The following is a 22882-nucleotide window of genomic DNA, read 5'->3' as shown; positions in this document are numbered from 1 at the left end:
TCCATTCTACAGGATGTGGCGATTTTTTTGTGCCTATTTTTCACATTAATAAAAACGGGGCGTCCAGCAGTCAGGTTACACTGACTTTCTGGACAGCCCCTTTTTCGCGTGAAAAAAAACGCTTAGATCATCATGTTTTTTCAAAAAGGGTTGTATTTCGGCTTGCTCCTTTTCCTAGATAGGTGAGAGCGAAAGAAGAGCGCTCATTTCGCTCCTTTAAAAATTGTAGGATAAACAATCTGGCCAGTGAGAAATCCTACACAATTCGAAAGCTTGATAATAACGGAAGGGAGTTTTATTATGGCGAAATTTTCTTTAGGCACAGATGGAGCAAACCTTATCAAAAAACATGAGGGATTTTCCTTGAAATTTTACGGAGATCCTTATGGGTATCCAACAGTTGGATGGGGACATTTGATTACAAAAAAGAAAGTATATAAGAAAAATAAAACAGGTAACCCAAATGATTCTCTTCTAACCCAGGCAGAAGCGGATGCTTTATCAAAGTCGTTAAATCTGGGTTATACTTCACCAATTTCTCTGGCAAGGGCAGAAGCTTTTTTTGCTGAGGATACTGCAGATGCTGTAGAGGCAGTTAATAGATTAAAACTTCCTAAAGGTTGTCAATTTACACAATCTCAGTTTGATGCACTTGTTTCGTTAACTTTTAATGCAGGTCCTGGGGTGCTAGAAACAGATGATGTAGAAGCTATGCTTGCCCATAAGAATATATATCAGTTTTTTGCTGGCCCACTTACACCAGAGGATAGTGATTATTGTTCAAGATTAGTCAGCAAAGCATTTTCATATGATAAAAATTTAAAAGCAAGAAGGAATGAAGAAGCAACTTTATTTTGTAAAGGCGCGAAGTACACTCATAAATATCCAGTATATACACTATAGTTTAGTCGTTTTACGACATAACCAAGAAGGTTAGCCTTTAGGCTGGCCTTTCTTGGTTAAAATTTGTTTTATTCATTAATTTTTTTAAGCTCAAAAATAGTTGCTTCGGATATCAAGATCAGCCTATCGTTATTCACGACAAAAAAACCTATACTTACAGGTATGCGTCTTTCTGTAGAAGGGTCACTTATATCTATCACTTTTACCACATCATTTTCATCTAAATCCGGGATGTCAATTTTATATAATCTATAAAAAGCGGTAGCATTATAGCATATCGCTGTAATCTCGTAGATTGGATTTTTTAGTTCATATTGATACTTACTATAGTTTTTAAGGCCTTTCGATGAAAAAAAGTCCTTTTTGACGATAAGTTCATCGCCAATAAATTTTTGCCCTGTGGGATATTCAGAAGCATCATTCCATGAATTGGCAAACCCTAAATGCTTCTCCACTTTCCAAGTTCCATAAAAAAATTTTTCAGTTTCACTATCCAGGTTTATAGTTTCTGCATTAAAACAACGGGATCTGTTTTCTGGAGGAATAATAGTCTCATCCGTTTCAGTTTCAGGCTCATGGGAAGTTATTGGATTTTGTGTCGTTTCCATATTTCCACAAGCCGATGTCAGCATCAGCAAAAACATCATACATACCAGTAATACTTTTTTCATATTTCACATTCTCTTTTTTGGGATTGTGTCATAATCGCTTTAGACATCATAAGGCTATTTGCTGCGTGAATTTTTTGAGGTGATAAAGGGTACTCTTCCTGAAAAATGGGCACAAACGAGAACGCGAATGGTATTCTACGAGCCCGCTTCCCTTAATCAGAAACTTTTTTAAGCTCAAAAATGGTTGCTTCTGATAACAAGATAAGTCTATCGTTATTCACAACAAAAAAACTTATACTTACAGGCAAACTCATTTCTGTAGACGGGTCTCTTACAACTATTGCTTTTACCACATCATTTTCATGTAAGTCTGGAATATCTATTTTATATAATCTATAAAAAGCGGTAGAGTTATTGCATATCGCTATAAACTCGTAGATTGGATTTTTTTGTTCATATTGATACTTTTTATAGCTTTTTAGGCCTTTTGATGAAAAAAAGTCTTTTTTGACGATAAGTTCATCGCCAATAAATTTTTGCCCTGTGGGATATTCCGAAGCATCATTCCACGAATTGGCAAATCCCAAATGCTTCTCTACTTTCCAAGTGCCATAAAAAAATTTTTCCGTTTCACTATCCAACTTTATTCGGTCTATCAGACAATGTTCGGATGTGTTTGTTGGAATAATAGCCTCATCCGTTCCAGGTTCAGGCTCGCTGGAAGCAATTTGATTTGGTGTTGTTTCAACATTTTCACAAGCCGCTGTCAGCATCAACAAAAACATCATACATACCAGCAATAATTTTTTCATATTTCACACTCTCTTATTTGGGATAGTGTCATAATCGTTTCAGACATCATAAGGCTATTTGCCGCGTGAATTTTTTGAGGTGATAGAGGGGGACTCTTCCTGAAAAATGGGCACAAACGAGCCCGCTTTCCTTAATCAGAAACTTTTTTAAGCTCAAAAATGGTTGCTTCTGATAACAAGATAAGTCTATCGTTATTCACAACAAAAAAACTTAAACCTGCAGGTATGCGCATTTCTGTAGACGGGTCATTTATAACGATTGCTTTTACCACATCATTTTCATGTAAGTCTGGAATATCTATTTTATATAATCTATAAAAAGCGGTAGGGTTATTGCATATCGCTGAAAACTGATAGATTGGATTTTGTTGTTCATATTGATACTTTTTATAGTGTTTTAGGCCTTTTGATGAAAAAAAGTCTTTTTTGACGATAAGTTCATCGCCAATAAATTTTTGCCCTGTGGGATATTCCGAAGCATCATTCCACGAATTGGCAAATCCCAAATGCTTCTCCACTTTCCAAGTGCCATAAAAAAATTTTTCAGTTTCACTATCCAACTTTATTCGGTCTATCAGACAATGTTCGGATGTGTTTGTTGGAATAATAGCCTCATCCGTTCCAGGTTCAGGCTCGCTGGAAGCAATTTGATTTGGTGTTGTTTCAACATTTCCACAAGCCGATGTCAGCATCAACAAAAACATCATACATACCAGTAATATTTTTTTCATATTTCACACTCTCTAGTTACTTGATTGTACAACTATCATAACAAATTTAGATAAAAAAAGAAAATTATACCACCCAACTTGCGAGCATAAGTAATTACAAACAAAAGGGAAAACACAATCATTCACAAGCTCATGTGGATATTTTGAAGCAGGAACCACCATGACCCAATGCCCAGGATGAATCACGGGAAGAAATGGTGTAAAATGGGAGATATTCTTTGAGGGCGGATGTGGTGTGATGTTGTTGCTGGAGCAAATTGTGGCGGTCATTACGATAGGGAATGTGATCTTGGCCGCTGTTCTTATCTTCATGGAGAGGCGCAACATTGCGGCTACCTGGGCCTGGCTGATGGTGCTTCTGTTTTTGCCGGGTGTCGGGTTTCTCCTCTATCTGATTTTTGGGCAAAGGCTGACCAAGAAAAAGCTGTATCGGTTGCGCGAGGGTGAGTTTTCCCATTTTCGCGCCGCTGTTGACAAGCAGAAGAAGCTGCTTGAGCAGGGCGAGCTGCAGGTGAACGATCCGGCGATGGAGAGGCATCGCGACATGATTTTCATGAACGTGGTGAGCGACGGTGCCTACTATACACAAGACAATGCCGTTCAGGTGTTCGCCGAGGGGCACAGCTTGTTCGATCTCATGTTCAGGCAGATTGAGGAAGCAAAGGAACACGTTCATTTGCTTTACTATATTTTTAATGATGATGAACTCGGAGGGCGGTTGCTGAAGCTGTTGACGAAAAAGGCACGAGAAGGCGTAGAGATCAGGCTGCTCTATGACGCGGTCGGATCGGCAGGAGTCTCTTCCCGGTTTTTCCGGCCGCTGGTGGAGGCGGGGGGAGAAGTCGTCTCGTTTTTTCCTTCGTCGATTCCGTTTCTCAATTTCCGGGTCAACTTTCGCAACCATCGCAAGCTGACGATCATTGACGGAAAAATCGGCTATATAGGCGGCTTCAACATCGGCGACGAATATTTGGGCAAGGACAAGAAGCTCGGGTACTGGCGGGATACCCACCTGCGGATTGAGGGAAAAGCTGTCTACATGCTGCAGGCGCGTTTTTTCCTGGACTGGAATTTGTCTGCGCCAAAAAGAATGCAGGAGTCGATCGACTACTTCCCGGAGATGCCGGAGCCAAAGGGCACAATCGGCTGCCAGATCGTGTCGAGCGGACCGAACTCGGAAAAACAGCAAATCAAGCATGCGTTTCTGAAAATGATCTACAAGGCCCGCCACAAGATTTATTTGCAGACCCCGTACTTCATCCCGGACGACAGCATGCTGACCGCGTTGAAAATGGCCGCGATGTCCGGTGTGGACGTGCGCGTCATGGTGCCGGGAAAGCCGGACTACCTGATGGTTTTCTGGGCGACGCATTCCTATCTGGGGGAGCTGTTGAAAAGCGGTGTGCGCTGCTATTTGTACGAAAAAGGCTTCATGCACGCCAAGACGCTGGTGGTGGACACCCAGCTTTCCTCTGTAGGGACGGCGAACGTCGATATACGCAGTTTCAAGCTCAATTTTGAAACCAATGTGTTCTTGTACGACTCGCAGATGGCGCGGCAGCTTGAGGAGCTGTTCGTGGCAGACCTGGCCGATTGCCGGGAAATGACGATGGACGAGTATCTTAACCGTCCGCTTCGGATGCGCATGCAGGAATCATTGACGCGATTGTTGTCTCCGATTTTATAAAAAGGATGAGGACCCTCTGGCCTTGTGAATGTTCACGGGCTGGAGGGTCCTTTTGCCTGCATATGTCCGATCAGGAAAGCAGCTCAAACGACTCTGTCACGACGATACTGCCTTTTACCGACTGGACCATCGGGCAGTTTTTGCTTGCCGCTTCCACGGCCTTTTGTACTCTTTCGGCTTTCAGGTTTTCCCCTGTGATGATGTAGTGCAGGTGAATTTTCTCGATACGGTTTGCTTCCGCTTCGTTGCGAGTGACATCGGCTGTGATCTTCATATCGGTGCAAGGCATTCTCATCTTGTCCAACACTGTGCGCAGGAGGCCGCCGCTGCAAACGGCAATCGAGGAGACCAGCAACTGATACGGGCAAAAGCCGTATGCTTCATCGCCGGAGACGTGCAGGTCGCCGTAGGATAAATGGGTGACGAATCCATTTTCTTTTGCTGCAAATTTCATGACGAGTCCTCCTAAAGCGACCTCATTGCTTTGCCGCCGCCTGCCCGTTTTTCAGCAGAGACTGGATGCAGCGCGGCAGCATGTCTTTCAATGTATCGAATGCGTAATCAACGTCCAGACGCTCCGTCCATTGATGCGCATCGCGGCCGACAGGGCCCAGGTTCAAGACGGGGACGTCAAAAGCTTCCAGCTCCTGCAGCGGGATGGAGTAGCCGTTGTTCCACAGCGGCATGTTGGCTACCAGCGGCTGCATGGAGGCTGCCGGGTATTGCAGGCCGACGTAGCTCAGGTCGGAGATGCCGCCAAAGTAGTTTTGTTTGACCAAAGTGACCTGGTGCTGCTGCCGTGCGTATGCCTCCATCTCGGCCACTGTCTTCTGGATCAGCGGGTGCTTGCGCGAGCTGACGGCCGGGTAAAACGGCGGCGCGAAGAACAGGATTATCATCGGCGACAGCTCTTTGCAGAGGATCGCCAGTTGATCGACCAGCTCAATCGTCGTGTCGCGGTCGTCCTTGTCTTGGCGGTTGGCGATCACGTCCGCTTCGAGCTGGCGCAGCTTTTCCTTGCCGTGCGTTTTCAAGGCGTAGGTGTACAGCTCTTCGTAGGTCATCACGGAGATGGACAGGTCACGCGGGCTAAAAGGAGCGAAATGGGCGAACTGGCTGGCATGGCGAACGTAGTTTTGCCGGATGCGCTCAGCTACATTTCGCGCTGCATTCAGGAGCGGCTCCACGACATCCTCCATCTTTTTTTCCAACAGGAACAGGTTGAACAGCGTCACGGCGCGATGCGGAATTTGCACCGAGTATTCTTTTTTCAAGTCTTTCTGGATCAGGTTGGTAGGTGGTGGAGAAGCCTCGCCCTCGACCACTTCGCAAAACGAAGTGTTCAGTTCCAGCTCACACGTAATCTGCGAAGCCATGTAGTTGCCGTTCAGCCCGGCAAAAGGCTCGCCGACGTGCGTTTCTTTTCCGTAGCACAAAAAGCCCGGCAGCACTTTGCCGATGGAGCCGGTGTACACATAGGTGTTTTGGTCGCCCGGGAAACGGGTGAACATCGGCTCGGAGTTGAGGACAGTCGTATAGCGCAAATCGAATTGCTCGGCAATTTTCAACAGCTCGGGAACAGCCGCGCGCATGCCGACGGAGTTTACTTCCTCGTCGGGAACGGTCAGCAAGAGCAGGTTGCCGTCAAATTCCCCGGCGCACGCCCGCTCGATCATCGACATGTGCAGGGTAAGCCCGCATTTCATATCCATCGTTCCGCGGCCAAACAGCCAGTTGCCGGTACGCAAATCTTGCTGAACATCAGCCGGCATGTCTGCTGCATTTTGCTGGAACAGGGGAGTGAGTGTTTTCGGGTCAAAAGCATGCTGCATCCAGCCGCCGTAATCCTCGACATCGACCACATCGAAGTGGCTGACCAGAATCACGGTGTCGCGCACGCCCGGTTTTTTGACGAGGGCGGTGACAAAATGCCGTCCATCCTCAGTCGGGTTGGCCCGGACATGGTCGGGATTGGCCTGGTAGTAGGGCAGTGAACGCAATTGATCGACGACATAACCGGGCAAGTCTTTCTCGGCAGGTGATCCGGTAACGCTCGGGATATTGACCAGACTGCACAGAAGATTGATGAGTTGTTCTTTTGTCTGCCATTTTTGCATGATAGACGCCTCCATTTTCCGTATAGTGAAAACCGTTTCCACTTCGTGGGCAAAAAAATTAAGGCATTGCACCGATCTTATGGGAAATTTCCTTGGCACTTTGTCGCGCCCGATCAATCAGCTTGGCCAAGACTTTTTCGGTGATGCGATAGCTGGGAACACCGATGCTCAAGGCGCCGACTACCCGTTGCTTGTAGCCGATGATGGGAGCGGCGATGGAAGCAGTGCCTTCCGTTTTCTCCCCGTAGCTGACAGCGTATCCGTTTTGCCTGATCTGAGGCAGCAGCTCCAGCAGCTCTTGGCGGCGCTCAGGTTCAGGAACCAGCGCGTTGACGATCCGTTCCGCTTCCTTTGGCTTCATGTTGGCCAGGATCGTTTTATTGGCGGCGCCGATATGCAGCGGGATACGCTCGCCCAAATTGTCGATGCTCCTTACTGTCTTGGAGCTTTCCACCCGTTCGAGCACGATGGCGTCGTTGCCGTGCGGAATATTCAAATACACCGATTCGCGTACCTCTGCCGCCAGCTGCTCCATGACGGTTCTGGCGACTGCCCGCACATCAATTTTGTCCCAAATTCGCAGCCCGATCTCCATCCAGGTCAGCCCGACCTTGTACTGCTTGGTTTTCGGTACCTGCTCGATCAAGCCGTACTTCATCAGGCTGCTCATCAAGCGGTGGACCGTACTGAGCGGGAGAGACGTTTTCTCTGCGATTTCGGAGATGGACCAGAGCGTTTTGCTCTCGTCAGATACCAGGGCGAAGATAATGCTCATCGCACGGTCTATTGATTGTACCAACGTGTTTCCCTCCTGGCTTTCTTGTAGGGCAAGACGACTTGACAGTTGTCTCGCCACCATTTTATGAGTTCAATCTATCAGAATTTTTCGAGTGAATCAACAAGATTTCGAGCAGACCAAAATCGGTCGGCAGTTTGCGCGTTTGCGGTTGATACCGTACCGATTTTGATTACAGAAAGCATAGTCCGTCCCCGCGATAGGTCGTCATTTCATCGACAACTTTTCCGCCTGAAACACAGTAGAGCCGTGAAAAGCGTTCGCAGAGCTCACCCGCTTTGGCGTGGCGAAAAAATACGGGATCGCCCAATTCCAGCGTCTCCATGCCGCGATACTGAATCGGTGTCTGCACCTCTCCGGCGCCTTCGCCAGGCAGAAGCTGAACACCTTGGGGCAAGTACGGCTTGGGCAAGCGATCCGCCCCTGCCGAACCGGAGGCGAGATAGCCGCCGCCAGCGCATGTGTAAATATGCTCGGCAGGCTTGCGAATGATCTCCAGGGCAAATCCGGCTGCCGGCTGAAAATGAAAATCTTGATAGTAATCCAACAGGCCGGGAGCAAAAAAGCCGGAGCCGGCTGTCAGTTCGGTAACGGCGTCCTCTTTTCCCGTATGGTGCAAGCTGCCTGTTCCGCCGCCGTTGACGAAGCGAAGGGAAATGCCCAGCTCCCTGATCGCCTTCACCAGTTCTTTCCTGCGGTGGGCCGCTTCCTTGACCGATTGCCGTTTCAGCAGGCGAATCAGGCTGTTTTTGAAAAATTGCCGGGGGTAGCGATCTCCGATGCTTGCGACCTGGGCTTCGTAACCCATGATCCCGTCCAGCAAAAGATGTTTGGAGGAAGCGACGCGGGAAGCCAGCGCAACGGCTTTTTCCAGAGAGCGCAGAGGGGAGCGCCATACACCAAAGTGCAGGCCCCAAATATCGTACGACATGTCTATGTCCAGGCAGACGGGGAAAATCACGCCTTGTTCGCGGGCGATTTGCTCCAGGTGCTCTGCGTGCGAGACGGAATCGATCGTCAGGGTGAGAGTGCGGCCTTGCCGGATTTGCTCGCCAAGCGCGACCAGCCAGCTTTTTTCCCAGACAGGATACCCCAGGAGCAAATCGTCAAAGCCTTCTTCACACAAATGGAGTGCTTCGGGCGCGGAGAAGCACATCACTCCGGAAAAGCAGTCGTCAAGCTGCAGCAGGTGCTTGAGAATGCCGACGCTGCGGATGGAACTGCTGGCAATCCGGATCGGCTTTCCATTGCTTTGCAATCCGATTTGCTCTGCATTTTGCTCCAAAAGGTCCAGGTCGACGAAGGCGAACGGCTTTGGAATACCGGCAAAGGCAGACTGGTAATAGCGATAATCCCGCATGGGCAAGCCTCATCCTTTTTGTATGAGAGTAGTAATACCAAAAAGTTTGTTGAAATTCCATATATTCTCTACAATTGCGTCGATTCCTTCCCGGTTATTGAAGCAGGGGGGGCGGAAATGACGAACGTTCGGATATAATGTTCGGATTTTACCTTGAAAAACCGTTATATTTGCGTTGTTTGTTTGTTAATAAAATGTAAACACGAATAAACGGGCTTTTGAATGTTGACTTGATTCAGATTATGCGCTACTATACATAATGTTGTTAGCTACAAGTCTGGCTTGATGAATACATGACAAATTCGTATATCCTCAAAGATATGGTTTGAGGGTCTCTACAGGGAACCGTAAATTCCCGGCTACGAATGAGGGTGTTTTTGACATACCTTATTCGTCGGCCGGGAATTTTTTGTGCGGTCGTCTTTTGCGACGAACAGGGAGAGACTGCACAAGAGCAATCAACGCTTGTTAAAAGCCTAGTATTCCAACATGCTTACGGGGAGGAACTGGAAGTGAAAAAATACGATGTGATTGTAGTGGGCGCAGGACCAGCCGGAATTTTTACATGCTATGAGCTGACGCGAAAAGCGCCGGATGCCAAGGTGCTTTTGATTGATAAAGGGCACGACATTTACAGCCGACGCTGTCCGATCCTGGAGGAAAAGATCAAGCTCTGTCCGCCGCCTGCCGGGAAAAAGAGCTATGCAGGCTGTCTGCCGGCTTGCTCGATCACCAGCGGTTTTGGTGGGGCAGGCGCCTACAGTGACGGCAAATTCAACATCACGACCGAGTTCGGCGGCTGGATGACGGATTACCTCAGTCCTTCCACCGTGCTTGGCTTAATCAAATACGTCGACGAAATCAACCTGAAGCATGGCGCGACCCACACCATTACCGATCCGACGACAGAGACGATCAAAAGTATCGAGCAGCGCGGATACGCGGCAGGGCTCAAGCTGCTCCGCGCGCAGGTGCGCCATTTGGGTACAGAGCAAAACCTGGAAATTTTGCAGTCGATTTTTGAATACTTGAAGGAACGGATCGACATGAGGTTCAAGGCCGAGGTCGAGGACATTGTGACGGTCAAGGAAGACGATGGGCATCGCGTCAAGGGGGTCGTCCTGAAAAGCGGCGAAGAGTACGAGGGCGATTTCGTCGTGATCGGCCCTGGGCGGGACGGCTCGGCATGGCTGACCGAAATCCTGAAAAAGCGCCGCCTGAAAATGTACAACAACCAGGTGGACGTAGGGGTGCGCGTGGAGACGTCCGATGTCGTCATGCGGGAAATCAACGAGCATTTGTACGAGGGCAAGTTTATTTTCAACACCTCTGTCGGCACACGGGTGCGCACATTTTGCAGCAATCCGTCCGGGCACGTCGTCGTGGAAAACCACAGCGGGGTTATGGCGGCAAACGGGCACTCCTACAAAGACCCGGCGCTCGGCTCGACCAATACGAACTTCGCGCTGCTCGTCTCTCATACGTTTACGGAGCCTTTTGACAAGCCGAACGAATACGCGCGCGAAATATGCAAACGCGCAAACGATTTGTCCAACGGCGGTGTGATCGTGCAAAAGTACGGCGATATTTTGCGGGGGCGCCGCTCTACGGAAAGGCGGATCAAGGAAGGGTTCCTGGAGCCGACCTTGAAGGAAGCGGTGCCGGGCGATCTCGGACTGGTGCTGCCCTACAATACGATGAAAAGTCTCATCGAGATGGTGGAAGCGCTGGACAAGGTGACACCGGGGATTGCCTCGGAGCACACGCTGTTTTACGGCGTCGAAGCGAAGTTTTACTCGGCCCGTCCGAAGCTGACCGAGGAGTTTGAGACGGAAATCAAAGGACTGTTCTGCGGAGGCGACGGGGCAGGGATTACGCGCGGACTGGCGCAGGCAGGTGCGGCAGGCGTCTGGATGGCTCGCAGCATCGTCAAGCGGCTCAACTAAAAAGCAAATCCGACAGGCAAAACAGGGAAAGGGCTTCTACCTGAGCAAAAGCCGCTTGGCTGCTCAGAAGTAGAAGCCCTTTTTTCGTGAGGTCGTATCAACACACAAGCCTATGCCAGCGTACTCAAATTTTCCGTCATCTTTTTCAGCACGCGGTTGAAGACAGCAAGCTCGTTCTCGTCCAGATCGCGCAAAGCAACCGCCTCCAAATCACGCGCTGCTTGCAGCCATTGGGGGAAACGCTCCATCGCGGCAGGCGAGAGCGACACGTACCGTTCGCGCTTGTCGTCACCCTCGGAGCGGATGATCCAGCCCATTTCCTCCAGCCGGGTCAATGTCCGGGTAATGGTCGGAGCCTCTACGTTCAGGTAGTTGCTGAGCTGCACCTGTGTCAAGGAATTGCGGTAATGCAGGCAGAGAATAATGCTCCATTGCGAGCTATATAATCCCATCGGGGACATGATTCCATTCAATGTTTTACTGAAGACTCTGGCAGCTTGACCGATCTTGTGACCGTAGTGTTGCATGATAATCAGACCTCCAGGGAAAGCTGGTTCGTTATATCAAGCGCTTGATTGCGTAAGTAAACAGTTACCATTAACATAGTAGCAATTCAGATTATATAAGTAAATGTTTATTCGAGTGCAAAAGAAGGCATTTTTCTGACAAAAATAAAGCTGATGCCGTTTCAAAGGCGTCAGCTTCGGGAAGAAAGGATAAGGAAGGCTTGTTAGTTGGCAGCCAAAATACCGAGCGGTCCGTTTTCATCCATGAGTGGCTCCAGTTCGTAGACGGAGATGGGAAACATCGGGAAGCCCACAAAGTACGGGGTGATCTCGTACAACTGGAAGTAGATGACCAGTGATTTGTCGGCAAGGTAAAAGTCTTGATCGGGCCTGATCGTAGTAAACCCGTTCAGCGTCGGAATCTGCCGCTCCTGGATCTGGCGTTTGATGTTTGCTGACAGGACATTGACGTAGTCGCTGTCCGGTTTGAACAGTTCACGCAGCGTGTAGAGCTTGCCTGTAAGGATATTGGCTGTCACAGACCCGAGAAAGGTCATGCCGTGGGCCATTTGCGGCGTGTACGCGTAATTGCTCATGGTGACGCTGAAAATGCCGCGTTCGTTCGTTTTGATTTCGTAGCTTCCTTGCATTTGGGTATTTCCCGGTATTTGTACCCGTTGCTGCTCATGAATCAAGCCCTGTACCGTTTGCAAAATGGCACGGTTGATCTCTTTTTCTGCTTGCTGATTGGCTAGCCCGGCCAACTGCGGGTAGTAAATCGTCGTATTGGGACGTTGGATCGTTCGCGTCAGCACGGTGGCTGGCAAAAGATTGCGTTGTTCTTCCACGGTTTGTAGTTCCTTTCCAGATGTCTTAAAATGAGGGGGATAATCGTAGCCTATTCTTCACTTGTTTTCGCTGTTCTCACTTTATTCACAAATTTGGCAATCCGGGCGCGATATAATGGAAAAAGAGAACGGTACATAAGTAGTAAGGAAAAGGGGGGCATTTATGATTCAATTGGTTCGCAACACGTTAACGGACAAAGAAGGATTTATGATTTTTATCCTATGGAACCATTTGTGGATGGCGGGACTGATTGCCTATCAATCGGATGTTAATTTCTGGAAAGTAACATCCCTTGGCTTACTGGTCACCCTTGTTGTTTCGCCTTTTTACTTTGTGAAAAGAGACAGTCATGTCATTCGCTATCTGGTAGCGATCGGATTCATGTTTTACGCGATTTCGTTCGACCATTTCACGACGTATCCCGAGGTTACGTTCCTTGCTTTTGTCGTGATGGGTTTTCTCGCGGCTTATCTGGATTGGAAACTTATCGTGACAGCGGGAATTGCGCAAATTATTGTGACGCTGGTTGGGTTCTACACGGGATCGTACGAGATTTTCAGCGGTGATTTTACTGAACTGAATCTGGTGCTGCGCATCGTGGCTATTCTAATGATGATGGGAGCGCTGACGTACCTCTGTCTGGCGGGACAAGCTTCCTTGCAGAAGGCGAATATCGCCCGCCAGGAAGCGGAAGAAAAAGAACGCCGACTGGAAGAACTGCTCGACCATATCAAGCAGATGACCGAGCAGATCGACCGTACGACAGAGCACGTACACACGCATGCCGAAAGAACGAAGCGCAATACAGATGACATGATGATTGCCTTCAAGGAAGTGGCGACGGGCATGGAGGCACAGGCCAACTCGACGGTCAAGATCGAGGAAGAGGTGCAGTCAATCGACCAGGAGATCGTCGAGGTTACTACGCAGACGGACGCGATGAAAAGCGAATCCGATCAAAACAACCGCCGCCTGAAGGAAAGCGTCGACATGATGAACGAGCTTTCGCAGCAAATGGAACAGATTGTTTCTGCCGTCAATGTGGCTGCGGCGACGATTCACCAGTTGAACCGCCAGGCCAATCGGGTCGAGGAAATCGTCGGAGCCATCAACCAGATTGCGACGCAAACGAACCTGCTGGCGCTCAACGCCGCCATCGAGTCGGCGCGTGCGGGCGAGCACGGCCGCGGCTTCGCCGTGGTGGCAGACGAGGTGCGCAAGCTGGCGGAGCAGAGCGCAACCGCTACACAGGAAATTACCGAGATTCTCAAATCACTCCATCAGGAAAGCGAGAACGCCGTCCAGCATATCAGCACCGGAGAAGCTTCCGTGGCAAAAGGCCAGGAGCTGGCCGTGAAAACCGTCGCGGCGATCGAGGCAGTGCGCTCCGGCATGATGGCTTTCCTGGAAGCAGCAGAGCACGTCAGCTCCAGCATGAACCGGGTAAAAACACGCTCCGGCGAAGTGGCGATGGAAATGTCGACCATTACCGCCGTCACCGAGCAGTCGGTTGCCAATCTGGAGGAACTTTTCGCCACAGCGGAAGACCAGCATCAAAAGGTGCGGGAAATTACCGAAGAGCTGGGTGAGTTGAACAAGCTTTCGCATCGGCTGCAGGAAACGTTTCACAGACAATAGGCGCCACAACTGGATAGTTTTCAGCTCCTTATCGAGAGCGGCGGAGGGACTGGCCCGATGAAGCCCGGCAACCACTGGACATGCCTGACATGGACAGAAAGGTGCCAATTCCTGCAAAACCTGTACCGGGGTTTTGACAGATAAGGAAGAGGGTGGCTTTGGACGCAAACTCTTCCTTCGGGGAGAGTTTTTTTGTTGCCGATCCAGGAAGATGAATGGGAGAAAAAGGAGTGGATTAGATGCTGACCAATCTGAAAGTAGATCCGGAACAACTGCCAAAACGCGTCATCGTCTGCGGCGATCCAAAACGCGCCGCCTTGATTGCCGCAAGACTGGAGGGTACGCGGCAAATCGGGGAAAACCGCGAATACCACAGCTATGCCGGGAACTGGAAGGGCACGGAGGTAGCGGTTGTCAGCCACGGCGTCGGTGCGCCTGGAGCGGCTGTGTGCTTTGAAGAGCTGGCGAAGGGTGGCGTTCAGGTCATCATCCGCGTCGGGACGGCCGGATCGTATCAACCGCAAATCAAGCCGGGCAGCCTCGTCATCAGCACGGCTGCTGTGCGCCAGGACGGGCTGACGAGCCAGCTGGTTCCGCCCGGTTTCCCGGCTGTCGCCGACCGCCGCGTGGCAGATGCGCTCGTGCAGACGGCAAAAGCGCACGAAGCGGGGCTCGACATAGCGGAAGGCATCACGCTGACGCTCGATGTTTTCTACAACGGCGTCCTGGAATTTCCGCACAAGCTGTACCAAAAAGCAGGGGTACTGGCTGCCGAGATGGAAAACTCCGCGCTGTTCGTCATTGCCGCCTTGCGCGGCATGAAGGCCGGGGCGATCCTTGCGATTGACGGCTACGCCGATGCCGACCTGCTGGCGTCGTACAACCCGCACACAGAGACGGTGGCCAAAGCAATTGAAGCGGAGGCGCTGATTGCGCTGGATGCACTGGCGTCCGTATCCGCATAAAAATGAAGCAGGCCCAGGACGATGAAAAGTCCTGGGCATTTTCTTTTTCAAAACGACAGCCGCTATTCATTGAAGCGATCCAGCATCTCGATTGTGTCAATCAGGTGGTTGTTGAAAATTTGCCGGGCAACGCTGAGCAATTCGATAATCATCGGATCGCGCAAGGAATACGTCACCTTGTTTCCGTCCTTTGTTCCGTACACGATGTTGTTGTTGCGCAAAATGGCCAGTTGCTGGGAAACGGCCGAGCCTTCGCTGCCGATGAGCGTTTGCAGTTCGTTTACGTTTTTGTCTCCCTCCGCCAACAGCTCCAGAATCCGAATCCGCAGGGGATGACCCAGTGCCTTGAAAAAATTCGCTTTAAATTGCTGTAGCTCCAAATTCAATAGCAGTTTCCTCCGATCTTTTCGTCATACCGACATATGAGATGTTTGCTTCACGCAAGTCGTTTGCGAGTGCGGATCAGCCAGACTCGCGCATTCCCGGAAAGCAAAGTGCTTGCAGCCCAGACATTTGCCGACGTCCAGCCGACGCAGGGCGTACTCGATTGCATCTCCGGTGTGGTCGAAAAAGTGTGCTTCGCCGATGAGCGCAAAAAGTCCCGTGCGCTGCAAAACTTGTTTCGGTCCGTTCTGGATTCCTGAGACGAGAACCGTTGTGCCCTGGCTCATGCATTGCTGCACGATCCGCGACAAATTGGCCTCGCCCGTCATGTCCAGAAACGGGACTTTGCCCATTCGCAGCAACAACACCTTCGGCTGATGCTGCAACGTGCTCGTCAGAGAGCTTTCGAACAGATCGGCATCCCCGAAAAAGAGCGGACCCTCAATCGTGTAGATACTGATTTGCGGACAATCGTGCTGAGCCGTCACCATGTGAGGCATGACCTTCTCGTGCTTCAGGGAAGGGTCAGGCAATACTTTGGCTACTTGCAGGCTTTCGCGCATTCTTTTGATAAACAGCAGCACGGCAAGCACCAGCCCGACCTCGACGGCGGTAGTCAGATTCGTGAAGACAGTCAGCAAAAAAGTAATCAGCAGCACGAGAGAGTCGCTCGTCTTTGCTTTCAGGATGTGCGCAAATTCCTTGCGCTCGCTCATGTTCCAGGCGACCAGCATCAGGATCGGCGCCATGCTCGCCAGCGGAATGTGCGAGGCGTAAGGAGCGAGCAGGATGAGAATGAGCAGGACGACGATGCCGTGGACGATCCCGGACACAGGGGAGGTGGCTCCGCTGCGGATGTTCGTTGCGGTTCTGGCAATCGCGCCTGTCGCAGGGATTCCCCCGAAAAGCGGTGTCACGATATTGGCGATGCCTTGCCCGATCAGCTCCTGGTTGCTGTTGTGGCGACTGCGTGTCATACCGTCCGCCACAACCGCAGACAGCAAAGACTCTATCGCTCCTAGTATAGCAATGATGAGGGCAGGACTCAGCAGTTTTTGGACGCGCTCCAGCGTAATTTCAGGAAAATGGAAGCCGGGCAGCGCGCTCGGAATCTCCCCGAAGGTCGAACCGATTGTCGCGACTTTTCCTTCAAAAAAGAGGAAGGCAACAACGCTGGAAATGACCAGGCCGACGAGCGAGCCTGGAACATTTCGCACGAAGCGCGGCGTGATTAAAATAATGGCGAGACTCAAGACTGCCGTCGCTACGCTGTACAGGCTGATCGTATCCAGATGAATGACGATTTCTTTCATGTTGGACAAAAAGTCCTCATGCCGCTGCACCTGTGACAGACCGAGAAAATTGGCGATCTGCCCTGTAAAAATGATAACGGCAATGCCGGCGGTAAATCCGATGGTGACGGGGCGGGGGATAAATTTGATGAGCCCGCCAAGCCTCAGAACGCCCATCAGGACGAGAAGAATCCCGGCCATGAAGCCCGCGAGCAGCAAATCCTCATAGCCGTACTGCATGACGATGGCAAACAAAATCGGGATAAACGCCCCGGTCGGCCCGCCAATCTGGTAGCGGGAACCGCCAAAGAGCGAGATGAGCGTACCTGCGATGATGGTGGTGTAAATCCCGTACTCCGGCTTGACGCCTGAGGCGATCGCGAATGCCATGCCAAGCGGAATAGCGATAATTCCTACGATCAGCCCTGAAATGCAGTCTTTTCTGAATGCTTGCGTATTGTAGCCCTCAAATCTGGCGGCCCACTTCATGTAACAACCCTTCTTTTCGTATATTCGAATATTTGATTATTTGAATATAGATGGATAATACTCCAGTGCAGTGATTCTCGTCAATCGCATCCTTACAGGAACTTTGCCCTTTTTTTACAAATGTTTCACGTTGTCTTCATGCTGGTGCATTACTATTCAAAGTAACAAGTGAATAATCCCGACGGTTGGAGCCATGGAGAAACCCCCGACAGCCTGTCCAAGCACTTTCATCGAGAGTTCTTTGGCAATAGTCATGTCGCTGCGGGTTTTTTTGTTGTGGGCAAAGGAGGCTTGCGAATGAATCAGGAGCAGTTTCGTGTCAGGTTGGCCGCGTACAAGCTGATCGCTTCCGTGAAGGAGGCGAAGTACCTGGAAAAAGCGGCCGAGGCGCAGGTGAGTGCCGTGGCGCTTTCGATTGGCAATATCGGTGTGATAAAAGGCTACGTGGACTTTTTCAAAAGCAGGCATATCCCGGTGTTTCTTCACCTTGAAAGAATCGGCGGCATCAGCTACGACCGGGAAGGCATCGCCTTTTTGGCGCATTACGTGAAGCCGGACGGGATTGTGACTACCCGCAATACGCTGGTCAAGCTGGCGAAAAAGCAAGGCTTGCTGACGATCCAGCGGCTGTTTCTCGTCGACAGCGACTCGCTCAAGTCCGGGCTGTCGTCTCTGCAGGAAACGCAGCCAGACGCGGTCGAGCTGATGCCAGCCCTCTTGCCGGAGTACATCGCGGAGTACAAGCGGGTGATTGACATTCCGATTATTGCCGGAGGATTAATCCGCAAGCGGGAACAGATGGAGGAAGTATTGCAGCATGGAGCAACGGCGGTGTCCGTCGGCAGCCCCCTTTTGTGGAAGGAGTGTTTTTTGCATGATCCAAGCGTTGCTGTTTGATCTCGATGGTACCCTGCTGGACAGCCGAGATGCGGTTATCGACGCGGTCGCCTATACAGCAGAACAGTATGCGCCGGGTCACTTCAGCCGGGAAGAGTTGCTCGCGCGCTTTGGCGAGCCGTTTGACGATTTTTTGGCGGCTGTAGCTGCGGCAGCACGCTTGCCTGACAAGCGCGAGGTGCTGGAAAAATATTTTGCCTACGTGCGGCAGAGCCATGCCCGGCACGTCCGCCTGTTTCCTTACGTGCGGGAAGGGCTGGAAAAATTGAAGCAGGCCGGCTACCAACTGGCGGTGGTCACCAACAAGCAGCGGGAATTTGCACTGGCCGGGCTGGAGCAGGCGGGAATTGACAGGCTGTTTGACGTGATCGTCACCGTCGACGACGTGACGAGAGGCAAGCCCGCTGCCGAGCCTGTGCAAAAGGCGCTGGCTAGTCTGGGCAGATCCCCCAAGCAGGCGATGATGATCGGAGATAGCCGCTACGACGTACTGGCGGCTGTGGCCAGCGGAGTGTCGTCCGCAGTGCTGGAATGGTACGGGCAAGAGGAATGGCTCTACGCGCTGCCTGATTTTCGCTATGCCGATTTCGACTCGTTTGTCACGGATATGCTGGCCGCCAAGGCGCAAGGAAGGAGATGAACAAAATGGCGCGAGTAGTATTGCAAGGGGTAACGAAAACCTTTCAGAACCAAAAGGTGGTCAAAGGACTTGATCTGGTGATTCCGGACGGCTCCTTTACCGTTCTGGTAGGGCCATCAGGATGCGGAAAATCGACGACTTTGCGGATGATCGCAGGTCTGGAGACGGTGTCAGACGGGAACATCCTCATTGGCGATCAGGCGGTGAACGCGCTGCCGCCCGGAAAGCGCGATGTCGCCATGGTGTTTCAAAACTACGCGCTCTACCCGACGATGAACGTGTTCGACAATATCGCCTACGGCTTGCGAAACCGGGGAATTTCCAAAAAAGACTGCAAGTTGCTCGTAGAGGAAATCGCGGAAATCGTCGGGTTGTCCGACTATCTCAAGCGCAAGCCGTCCCAGCTCTCCGGGGGTCAGCGGCAGCGCGTCGCACTCGCCCGGGCGATGGTGAAAAAGCCCAAAGTATTTTTGATGGATGAGCCGCTGTCCAATCTGGATGCGAAGCTGCGCAACCAGATGCGCGTAGAGCTGACCAGCCTGCACAAGCAGCTCGGCACTACCTTCATCTACGTGACACACGACCAGGTGGAGGCGATGACGATGGGCGACCAGATCGTCGTCATGAGCGAAGGGCAGATCATGCAGGTGGCGGCTCCGATGGATTTGTACCAGGAGCCGGAAAACTTGTTTGTTGCCCAGTTTATCGGCTCGCCCGCGATGAACATCGTATCGGCGGAAGGCAGAAGCGACCAGTTGTGGGGATTTCGCCCGGAAAAAGCGCTGCTTTTGCCTGCGTCAGTCTCTCCGGTTCCTGCCGACGACAGATGGGTGGCAAAAGGCCAGGTCGTCTCCCGGGAAATACTCGGCTCGGACACGCTGTTCCACGTAGAGACGGAAAAAGGCAGGGTAATCGTCAAGGCGGACACCGAGGAAGCGAGGCTGCTTGGCGGAGCCGTTACCGTCACAGTCGCCAAGCCGCACATGTACGTGTTTGATCGGGCAAGCAAAAAGAGAGTGGGCCGACTGGGCGGACGCGAGCAAGCAGCAACGCTTGCAGGAGGGGTGAGCTGATGCGAAAAGCGGCAACTGCCCACGAGCTGCCCGGTACCGGACAGGTGCAGGCAAAAGCGGCTGGGATGCCTGTGGCATGGCTGGAGCTTGCGACGCGTCTTCGCCCGTACCTCTATCTGGCGCCTGCGATGATCTGCTTTTTGCTGTTCTTTTTTTACCCGATCGGGTCGATTATCTATTTGAGCTTTTTGGACTGGTCGCTGATTAACCTCGAAGAAATGGAGTGGGTCGGACTGCAAAACTACCGCGATCTGCTCGCTGACCAGGATTTTCGGCAAGTGCTGGGCAATACGGCGGTCTTTACCGTCGCGACAGTGGGAATCGGCTTGACGCTTTCCTTTTTGCTCGCGCTGTGGCTGAACAAGAAGGCAAAAGTGTACGGAATCATCCAGGCGACCGTGTTCAGCCCGCATATCATTTCGCTCGTTTCCGTCTCCATGCTCTGGATGTGGCTGATGGACCCGCAGTTCGGACTGCTGAACGCGGCGCTCGAAGCGGTCGGATTGCCGGGATACACCTGGCTTGCCGATCCAAAAAGCTCGTTGTTGTCTCTCATCATTGTCAGCATCTGGAAAGGCGTCGGGTACAACACGCTCATTTTTATTGCCGGGTTGCAAAGCATTCCGGGAGATATTTACGAGGCGGCCGCGCTCGATCAATCGCCGTGGTGGCGGACGCTGGTGCGCATTACGATCCCGATGCTGTCGCCGACCATCTTCTTTTTGCTCATCATCAATACGATCTCGTCGTTTCAGGTATTCGATACGATTGCGATCATGACCCAAGGCGGGCCGATCAACAGCACGAACATGCTCGTCTACTACATTTACGAGCAAGGGATGGATTTTTACAACGGCGGTCTGGCGGCGTCTGCGTCTGTCATCCTGTTGATTCTCGTCGGGATTTTAACGGCACTCCACTTCCTGTTCATGTCCAGGCGTGTGCACTATCGCTGACGACAGGTGAGAGAAAGGAGGAACCGCATGAAACGAGTGGGTGCAATCTCTTTGAAAACAGCAGAGTGGATTGGGCTTTTGGTGGTCGCTTTGTTGTTTGTGTTTCCGTTTTTGTGGATGGCCTCTACCGCCTTCAAGACGATGCCGGAGGTCAGACAGTTTCCCCCGAGCTTGCTGCCTGAATCGTGGGAGTGGAGCAATTTTGTCCGCGCCTGGGAGTCTGGGCCGTTTCTCATGTACACGGTCAACAGCATCGTGGTCGCCGTCGGAATTTTGGTGCTGCAGTTTTTGACCGCAGTTCCGGCTGCCTATGCGTTTGCCCGCTATCGGTTTCCCGGCCGCAGCCTGTTGTTTGGCCTCGTGCTGGTCGTCCTGATGATTCCCGGTCAGGTGATCTTTTTGCCGATCTACGTGCAACTGAGCGGCTGGGGGCTGGTCAATACACTCTGGTCGCTGATTATTCCGTACGCGGCGAGCGCATTCGGCATTTTCCTGCTTCGCCAGGCGTTCATGCAGGTGCCGGACGAGGTCATCGAGGCGGCACGGCTGGACAATGCCTCGGAGTGGAGAATCATGTGGACGATCATGGTGCCGATGGCGAAGCCGGTGCTGGTCACATTCGGGCTGTTCAGCTTCATTTATCACTGGAACGACTACTTTTGGCCGCTGATTATGACCAACAGCGACGAGGTGCGCACACTGCCGATCGGGATTTCGAGTCTGCACATGTCAGACGGCGGCACGCTGTGGAACGTCATGATGGCGGGGAACATGATCCTCATCCTGCCGATTCTCGTCATTTTCTTCGTGGCCCAGCGCCATATCATCAAAGCGTTTGTCTACCAATCCAAATAATCGAAAACGATGTGGGAGGAAAGCAAATCATGAAGGCGATGAAAAAGACAGGAACGATTCTGTGTGCACTTGCGCTCGGCTTGTCAGGCGTACTGGCTGGCTGCGGCTCTACCGGAAGCGAGCAGGCTGCCGGCACGGGCAACGCGACAACCCAGCCAGGAGCGGCAAACAACGGCCCGGTGGAGATCGACTTTTGGTATGCGCTCGGCGGCGAGCGCGGGAAAACGATTGAGGATATGGTCAAAAAGTTCAACGAAACACATAAGGATATTAAAGTAAAAGCGGCCTACCAGGGCGCTTACCAGGAGAACCACTCCAAGGTGCTCGCCTCTGTCGCGGCTGGCAACAATCCCGATGTGACGATGGTAGAGATCGCATCGATTGCCGCCTTTGCCGACGCGAAGGTACTGGAAGATTTGACGCCGTACTCGCAAGGCGAGGAGAAAAAATACATTCCCGGCCTGATGAAAAACTCCTACTGGAAAGACAAACTGTACGCCGTGCCTTTCAACCGTTCCACACCGCTTCTGTACATCAACCGCGACATGCTCAAGGAAGCGGGGCTCGACCCGAACGGCCCGAAAACATGGGAGGAGCTGGTCAGCTTTTCGCAAAAGTTGACCAGGAAGGAAGGTGACAAGATTACTCGCTACGGCTTCTCCACTCCTGTTGACATCTGGTTCTACGAGGCGCTTGTGTTCCAGAGCGGCGGCAGCGTTTTGAGCGAGGACGGCAAGGAGCTTACACTGAACAACGAAGCGGGCAAGGCACCGCTGGAACTGTGGTCCAGGATGGTCAAGGAGGGTCTGATGAAAAACCCTCCAGGCGAAAACTACAACGCGTGGGATGTAGCAGAACAGGACTTTTTGAACCAAAAAGTTGGCATGATTTTCACAACGACCGGCTCCTTGACGGAGTTGAAGAAAAATGCCAAATTTGACATGGGAGTAGCCTTCCTGCCAGCGAATAAAAACTACGGTACGCCTACAGGCGGCGCGAACCTGGTCATGCTGGCGAAGTCGTCTGACGCCGAGAAAAAAGCGGCGTGGGAGTTCATGAAGTGGATGACCGACACGGAGCAAACAGTGCCGTGGTCGATCGCCTCCGGATACATGCCTGTGACGACCGATGCTGTTGATTCGCCGGAGATGAAGGCATTCTATGAAAAAGATCCTAACTTCAAGGTAGCGGTCGACCAGTTGCAATACGGCTATCCGCGTCCGATGGCTCCTGGGTACAAAGAGCTGCAGGATGTTATTCAGAAAGAACTGCAACGCGCCATGCTCGGACAGGCAACGATTGCCGAAGCGCTGCAAAATGCGACAGACAAAGGCAGCAAGCTGCTGAAAAAATAAGAACGACACGCTACAGAGAG

Annotated in this window: 23 protein-coding genes and 2 riboswitches; of the genes, 12 read left to right on the top strand and 11 right to left on the bottom strand. The window is 51.5% G+C overall.

Features of this window, described 5'->3' with window-relative positions; all coding sequences use genetic code 11:
- Together EDM57_RS23530 and EDM57_RS01140 are read left to right on the top strand one after the other, a co-directional pair.
- Positions 1-182, top strand: a 182-nt coding sequence (locus EDM57_RS23530) for a hypothetical protein (protein ID WP_211338197.1), incomplete at its 5' end; no start/stop codon positions are given.
- 118 nt (positions 183-300) lie between these two features.
- Entirely contained in the window at positions 301-903 is a 603-nt protein-coding gene (locus tag EDM57_RS01140) for a lysozyme (protein WP_122902945.1), read from the top strand.
- Between the two features lie 68 nt (positions 904-971).
- Here EDM57_RS01140 and EDM57_RS01135 read toward each other — a convergent pair whose 3' ends face one another.
- The 3 genes from EDM57_RS01135 to EDM57_RS01125 form a co-directional block, all read right to left on the bottom strand.
- Positions 972-1574 (bottom strand): hypothetical protein, encoded by a 603-nt coding sequence (locus EDM57_RS01135; RefSeq protein WP_122902944.1) that lies wholly within the window; start codon positions 1572-1574, stop codon positions 972-974.
- Positions 1575-1726: 152 nt separating this feature from the next.
- Positions 1727-2326 carry a hypothetical protein gene (locus tag EDM57_RS01130; protein ID WP_122902943.1) on the bottom strand — a complete coding sequence of 200 codons (600 nt, stop codon included), beginning with the start codon at positions 2324-2326 and terminating at the stop codon, positions 1727-1729.
- Positions 2327-2457: 131 nt separating this feature from the next.
- Positions 2458-3057: a hypothetical protein gene (locus EDM57_RS01125; RefSeq protein WP_122902942.1), complete on the bottom strand. Its 600-nt coding sequence runs from the start codon at positions 3055-3057 to the stop codon at positions 2458-2460.
- Between the two features lie 238 nt (positions 3058-3295).
- Here EDM57_RS01125 and cls point away from each other — a divergent pair, with 238 nt between their 5' ends.
- Entirely contained in the window at positions 3296-4744 is a 1449-nt protein-coding gene (gene cls / locus EDM57_RS01120; protein ID WP_122902941.1) for a cardiolipin synthase, read from the top strand.
- 70 nt (positions 4745-4814) lie between these two features.
- On the opposite strand, the gene EDM57_RS01115 is transcribed toward cls, so the two are convergent.
- The 4 genes from EDM57_RS01115 to EDM57_RS01100 form a co-directional block, all read right to left on the bottom strand.
- Positions 4815-5198, bottom strand: coding sequence for an OsmC family protein (locus EDM57_RS01115; RefSeq protein WP_122902940.1), 384 nt, complete (start codon positions 5196-5198; stop codon positions 4815-4817).
- Between the two features lie 22 nt (positions 5199-5220).
- The gene (locus EDM57_RS01110; RefSeq protein ID WP_122902939.1) at positions 5221-6861 is read right to left on the bottom strand and encodes a M20/M25/M40 family metallo-hydrolase; all 1641 of its coding nucleotides are present in this window, start codon (positions 6859-6861) and stop codon (positions 5221-5223) included.
- 58 nt (positions 6862-6919) lie between these two features.
- Complete coding sequence (locus EDM57_RS01105) at positions 6920-7660, bottom strand: IclR family transcriptional regulator (protein WP_122902938.1); 741 nt, start codon at positions 7658-7660, stop codon at positions 6920-6922.
- Positions 7661-7829: 169 nt separating this feature from the next.
- Positions 7830-9017 carry an amino acid deaminase/aldolase gene (locus EDM57_RS01100; protein ID WP_122902937.1) on the bottom strand — a complete coding sequence of 396 codons (1188 nt, stop codon included), beginning with the start codon at positions 9015-9017 and terminating at the stop codon, positions 7830-7832.
- A 282-nt stretch (positions 9018-9299) separates the two neighbouring features.
- A riboswitch (purine riboswitch) is annotated at positions 9300-9399 on the top strand.
- A gap of 130 nt (positions 9400-9529) precedes the next feature.
- Here EDM57_RS01100 and EDM57_RS01095 point away from each other — a divergent pair.
- Positions 9530-10963: an NAD(P)/FAD-dependent oxidoreductase gene (locus EDM57_RS01095; RefSeq protein WP_122902936.1), complete on the top strand. Its 1434-nt coding sequence runs from the start codon at positions 9530-9532 to the stop codon at positions 10961-10963.
- A 110-nt stretch (positions 10964-11073) separates the two neighbouring features.
- On the opposite strand, the gene EDM57_RS01090 is transcribed toward EDM57_RS01095, so the two are convergent.
- The gene (locus tag EDM57_RS01090) at positions 11074-11490 is read right to left on the bottom strand and encodes a MarR family winged helix-turn-helix transcriptional regulator (RefSeq protein ID WP_122902935.1); all 417 of its coding nucleotides are present in this window, start codon (positions 11488-11490) and stop codon (positions 11074-11076) included.
- 203 nt (positions 11491-11693) lie between these two features.
- On the bottom strand, positions 11694-12317 hold the full coding sequence (locus tag EDM57_RS01085) for a DUF3298 and DUF4163 domain-containing protein (RefSeq protein ID WP_122902934.1): 624 nt from the start codon (positions 12315-12317) through the stop codon (positions 11694-11696).
- A gap of 163 nt (positions 12318-12480) precedes the next feature.
- On the opposite strand from EDM57_RS01085, the gene EDM57_RS01080 reads away from it, so the two are divergent.
- A complete protein-coding gene (locus EDM57_RS01080) occupies positions 12481-13956 on the top strand; it encodes a methyl-accepting chemotaxis protein (protein WP_122902933.1) in 1476 nt (491 codons plus the stop codon).
- Positions 13957-13981: 25 nt separating this feature from the next.
- Positions 13982-14103: riboswitch (SAM riboswitch) on the top strand.
- A gap of 92 nt (positions 14104-14195) precedes the next feature.
- A complete protein-coding gene (locus tag EDM57_RS01075; protein WP_122902932.1) occupies positions 14196-14921 on the top strand; it encodes a nucleoside phosphorylase in 726 nt (241 codons plus the stop codon).
- Between the two features lie 62 nt (positions 14922-14983).
- Here the strand turns inward: EDM57_RS01075 and EDM57_RS01070 are convergent, their stop codons facing one another.
- Both EDM57_RS01070 and EDM57_RS01065 read right to left on the bottom strand, forming a co-directional pair.
- A complete protein-coding gene (locus EDM57_RS01070) occupies positions 14984-15307 on the bottom strand; it encodes an ArsR/SmtB family transcription factor (protein WP_122902931.1) in 324 nt (107 codons plus the stop codon).
- A gap of 24 nt (positions 15308-15331) precedes the next feature.
- Positions 15332-17086, bottom strand: a complete 1755-nt coding sequence (locus tag EDM57_RS01065; protein WP_122902930.1) for a SulP family inorganic anion transporter — start codon at positions 17084-17086, stop codon at positions 15332-15334.
- Between the two features lie 297 nt (positions 17087-17383).
- Here EDM57_RS01065 and EDM57_RS01060 point away from each other — a divergent pair, with 297 nt between their 5' ends.
- From EDM57_RS01060 to EDM57_RS01035, 6 genes are read left to right on the top strand one after another with little or no spacing between them, the layout of a single operon-like run.
- On the top strand, positions 17384-17983 hold the full coding sequence (locus tag EDM57_RS01060; RefSeq protein WP_122902929.1) for a glycerol-3-phosphate responsive antiterminator: 600 nt from the start codon (positions 17384-17386) through the stop codon (positions 17981-17983).
- Positions 17961-18623, top strand: a complete 663-nt coding sequence (locus EDM57_RS01055) for an HAD family hydrolase (protein WP_122902928.1) — start codon at positions 17961-17963, stop codon at positions 18621-18623. Before EDM57_RS01060 ends, EDM57_RS01055 begins: the two co-directional genes overlap by 23 nt.
- Positions 18624-18628: 5 nt before the next feature.
- Positions 18629-19696 (top strand): ABC transporter ATP-binding protein, encoded by a 1068-nt coding sequence (locus EDM57_RS01050; protein ID WP_122902927.1) that lies wholly within the window; start codon positions 18629-18631, stop codon positions 19694-19696.
- Positions 19696-20652, top strand: a complete 957-nt coding sequence (locus tag EDM57_RS01045; protein WP_122902926.1) for a carbohydrate ABC transporter permease — start codon at positions 19696-19698, stop codon at positions 20650-20652. The genes EDM57_RS01050 and EDM57_RS01045 overlap by 1 nt, the downstream gene beginning before the upstream one ends.
- A gap of 27 nt (positions 20653-20679) precedes the next feature.
- On the top strand, positions 20680-21507 hold the full coding sequence (locus EDM57_RS01040; RefSeq protein ID WP_122902925.1) for a carbohydrate ABC transporter permease: 828 nt from the start codon (positions 20680-20682) through the stop codon (positions 21505-21507).
- A gap of 29 nt (positions 21508-21536) precedes the next feature.
- A complete protein-coding gene (locus EDM57_RS01035; RefSeq protein ID WP_122902924.1) occupies positions 21537-22862 on the top strand; it encodes an ABC transporter substrate-binding protein in 1326 nt (441 codons plus the stop codon).
- The last annotated feature ends 20 nt before the right edge of the window (positions 22863-22882 follow it).

This window comes from Brevibacillus gelatini (genome assembly GCF_003710935.1).
Classification (GTDB): Bacteria; Bacillota; Bacilli; order Brevibacillales; family Brevibacillaceae; genus Brevibacillus; species Brevibacillus gelatini.
Note: the sequence above shows the minus strand (reverse complement) of the source record. Positions and strands in the feature narration are given on the sequence as shown.

What these genes read in the sequence shown, in the direction of transcription:
- EDM57_RS01140 (WP_122902945.1), top strand. Translation starts at nt 301, where the DNA reads ATGGCGAAATTTTCTTTAGGCACAGATGGAGCAAACCTTATCAAAAAA.
- EDM57_RS01135 (WP_122902944.1), bottom strand. Translation starts at nt 1,574, where the DNA reads ATGAAAAAAGTATTACTGGTATGTATGATGTTTTTGCTGATGCTGACA.
- EDM57_RS01130 (WP_122902943.1), bottom strand. Translation starts at nt 2,326, where the DNA reads ATGAAAAAATTATTGCTGGTATGTATGATGTTTTTGTTGATGCTGACA.
- EDM57_RS01125 (WP_122902942.1), bottom strand. Translation starts at nt 3,057, where the DNA reads ATGAAAAAAATATTACTGGTATGTATGATGTTTTTGTTGATGCTGACA.
- cls (WP_122902941.1), top strand. Translation starts at nt 3,296, where the DNA reads ATGTTGTTGCTGGAGCAAATTGTGGCGGTCATTACGATAGGGAATGTG.
- EDM57_RS01115 (WP_122902940.1), bottom strand. Translation starts at nt 5,198, where the DNA reads ATGAAATTTGCAGCAAAAGAAAATGGATTCGTCACCCATTTATCCTAC.
- EDM57_RS01110 (WP_122902939.1), bottom strand. Translation starts at nt 6,861, where the DNA reads ATGCAAAAATGGCAGACAAAAGAACAACTCATCAATCTTCTGTGCAGT.
- EDM57_RS01100 (WP_122902937.1), bottom strand. Translation starts at nt 9,017, where the DNA reads ATGCGGGATTATCGCTATTACCAGTCTGCCTTTGCCGGTATTCCAAAG.
- EDM57_RS01090 (WP_122902935.1), bottom strand. Translation starts at nt 11,490, where the DNA reads ATGCAACACTACGGTCACAAGATCGGTCAAGCTGCCAGAGTCTTCAGT.
- EDM57_RS01080 (WP_122902933.1), top strand. Translation starts at nt 12,481, where the DNA reads ATGATTCAATTGGTTCGCAACACGTTAACGGACAAAGAAGGATTTATG.
- EDM57_RS01075 (WP_122902932.1), top strand. Translation starts at nt 14,196, where the DNA reads ATGCTGACCAATCTGAAAGTAGATCCGGAACAACTGCCAAAACGCGTC.
- EDM57_RS01065 (WP_122902930.1), bottom strand. Translation starts at nt 17,086, where the DNA reads ATGAAGTGGGCCGCCAGATTTGAGGGCTACAATACGCAAGCATTCAGA.
- EDM57_RS01060 (WP_122902929.1), top strand. Translation starts at nt 17,384, where the DNA reads ATGAATCAGGAGCAGTTTCGTGTCAGGTTGGCCGCGTACAAGCTGATC.
- EDM57_RS01055 (WP_122902928.1), top strand. Translation starts at nt 17,961, where the DNA reads ATGATCCAAGCGTTGCTGTTTGATCTCGATGGTACCCTGCTGGACAGC.
- EDM57_RS01050 (WP_122902927.1), top strand. Translation starts at nt 18,629, where the DNA reads ATGGCGCGAGTAGTATTGCAAGGGGTAACGAAAACCTTTCAGAACCAA.
- EDM57_RS01045 (WP_122902926.1), top strand. Translation starts at nt 19,696, where the DNA reads ATGCGAAAAGCGGCAACTGCCCACGAGCTGCCCGGTACCGGACAGGTG.
- EDM57_RS01040 (WP_122902925.1), top strand. Translation starts at nt 20,680, where the DNA reads ATGAAACGAGTGGGTGCAATCTCTTTGAAAACAGCAGAGTGGATTGGG.
- EDM57_RS01035 (WP_122902924.1), top strand. Translation starts at nt 21,537, where the DNA reads ATGAAGGCGATGAAAAAGACAGGAACGATTCTGTGTGCACTTGCGCTC.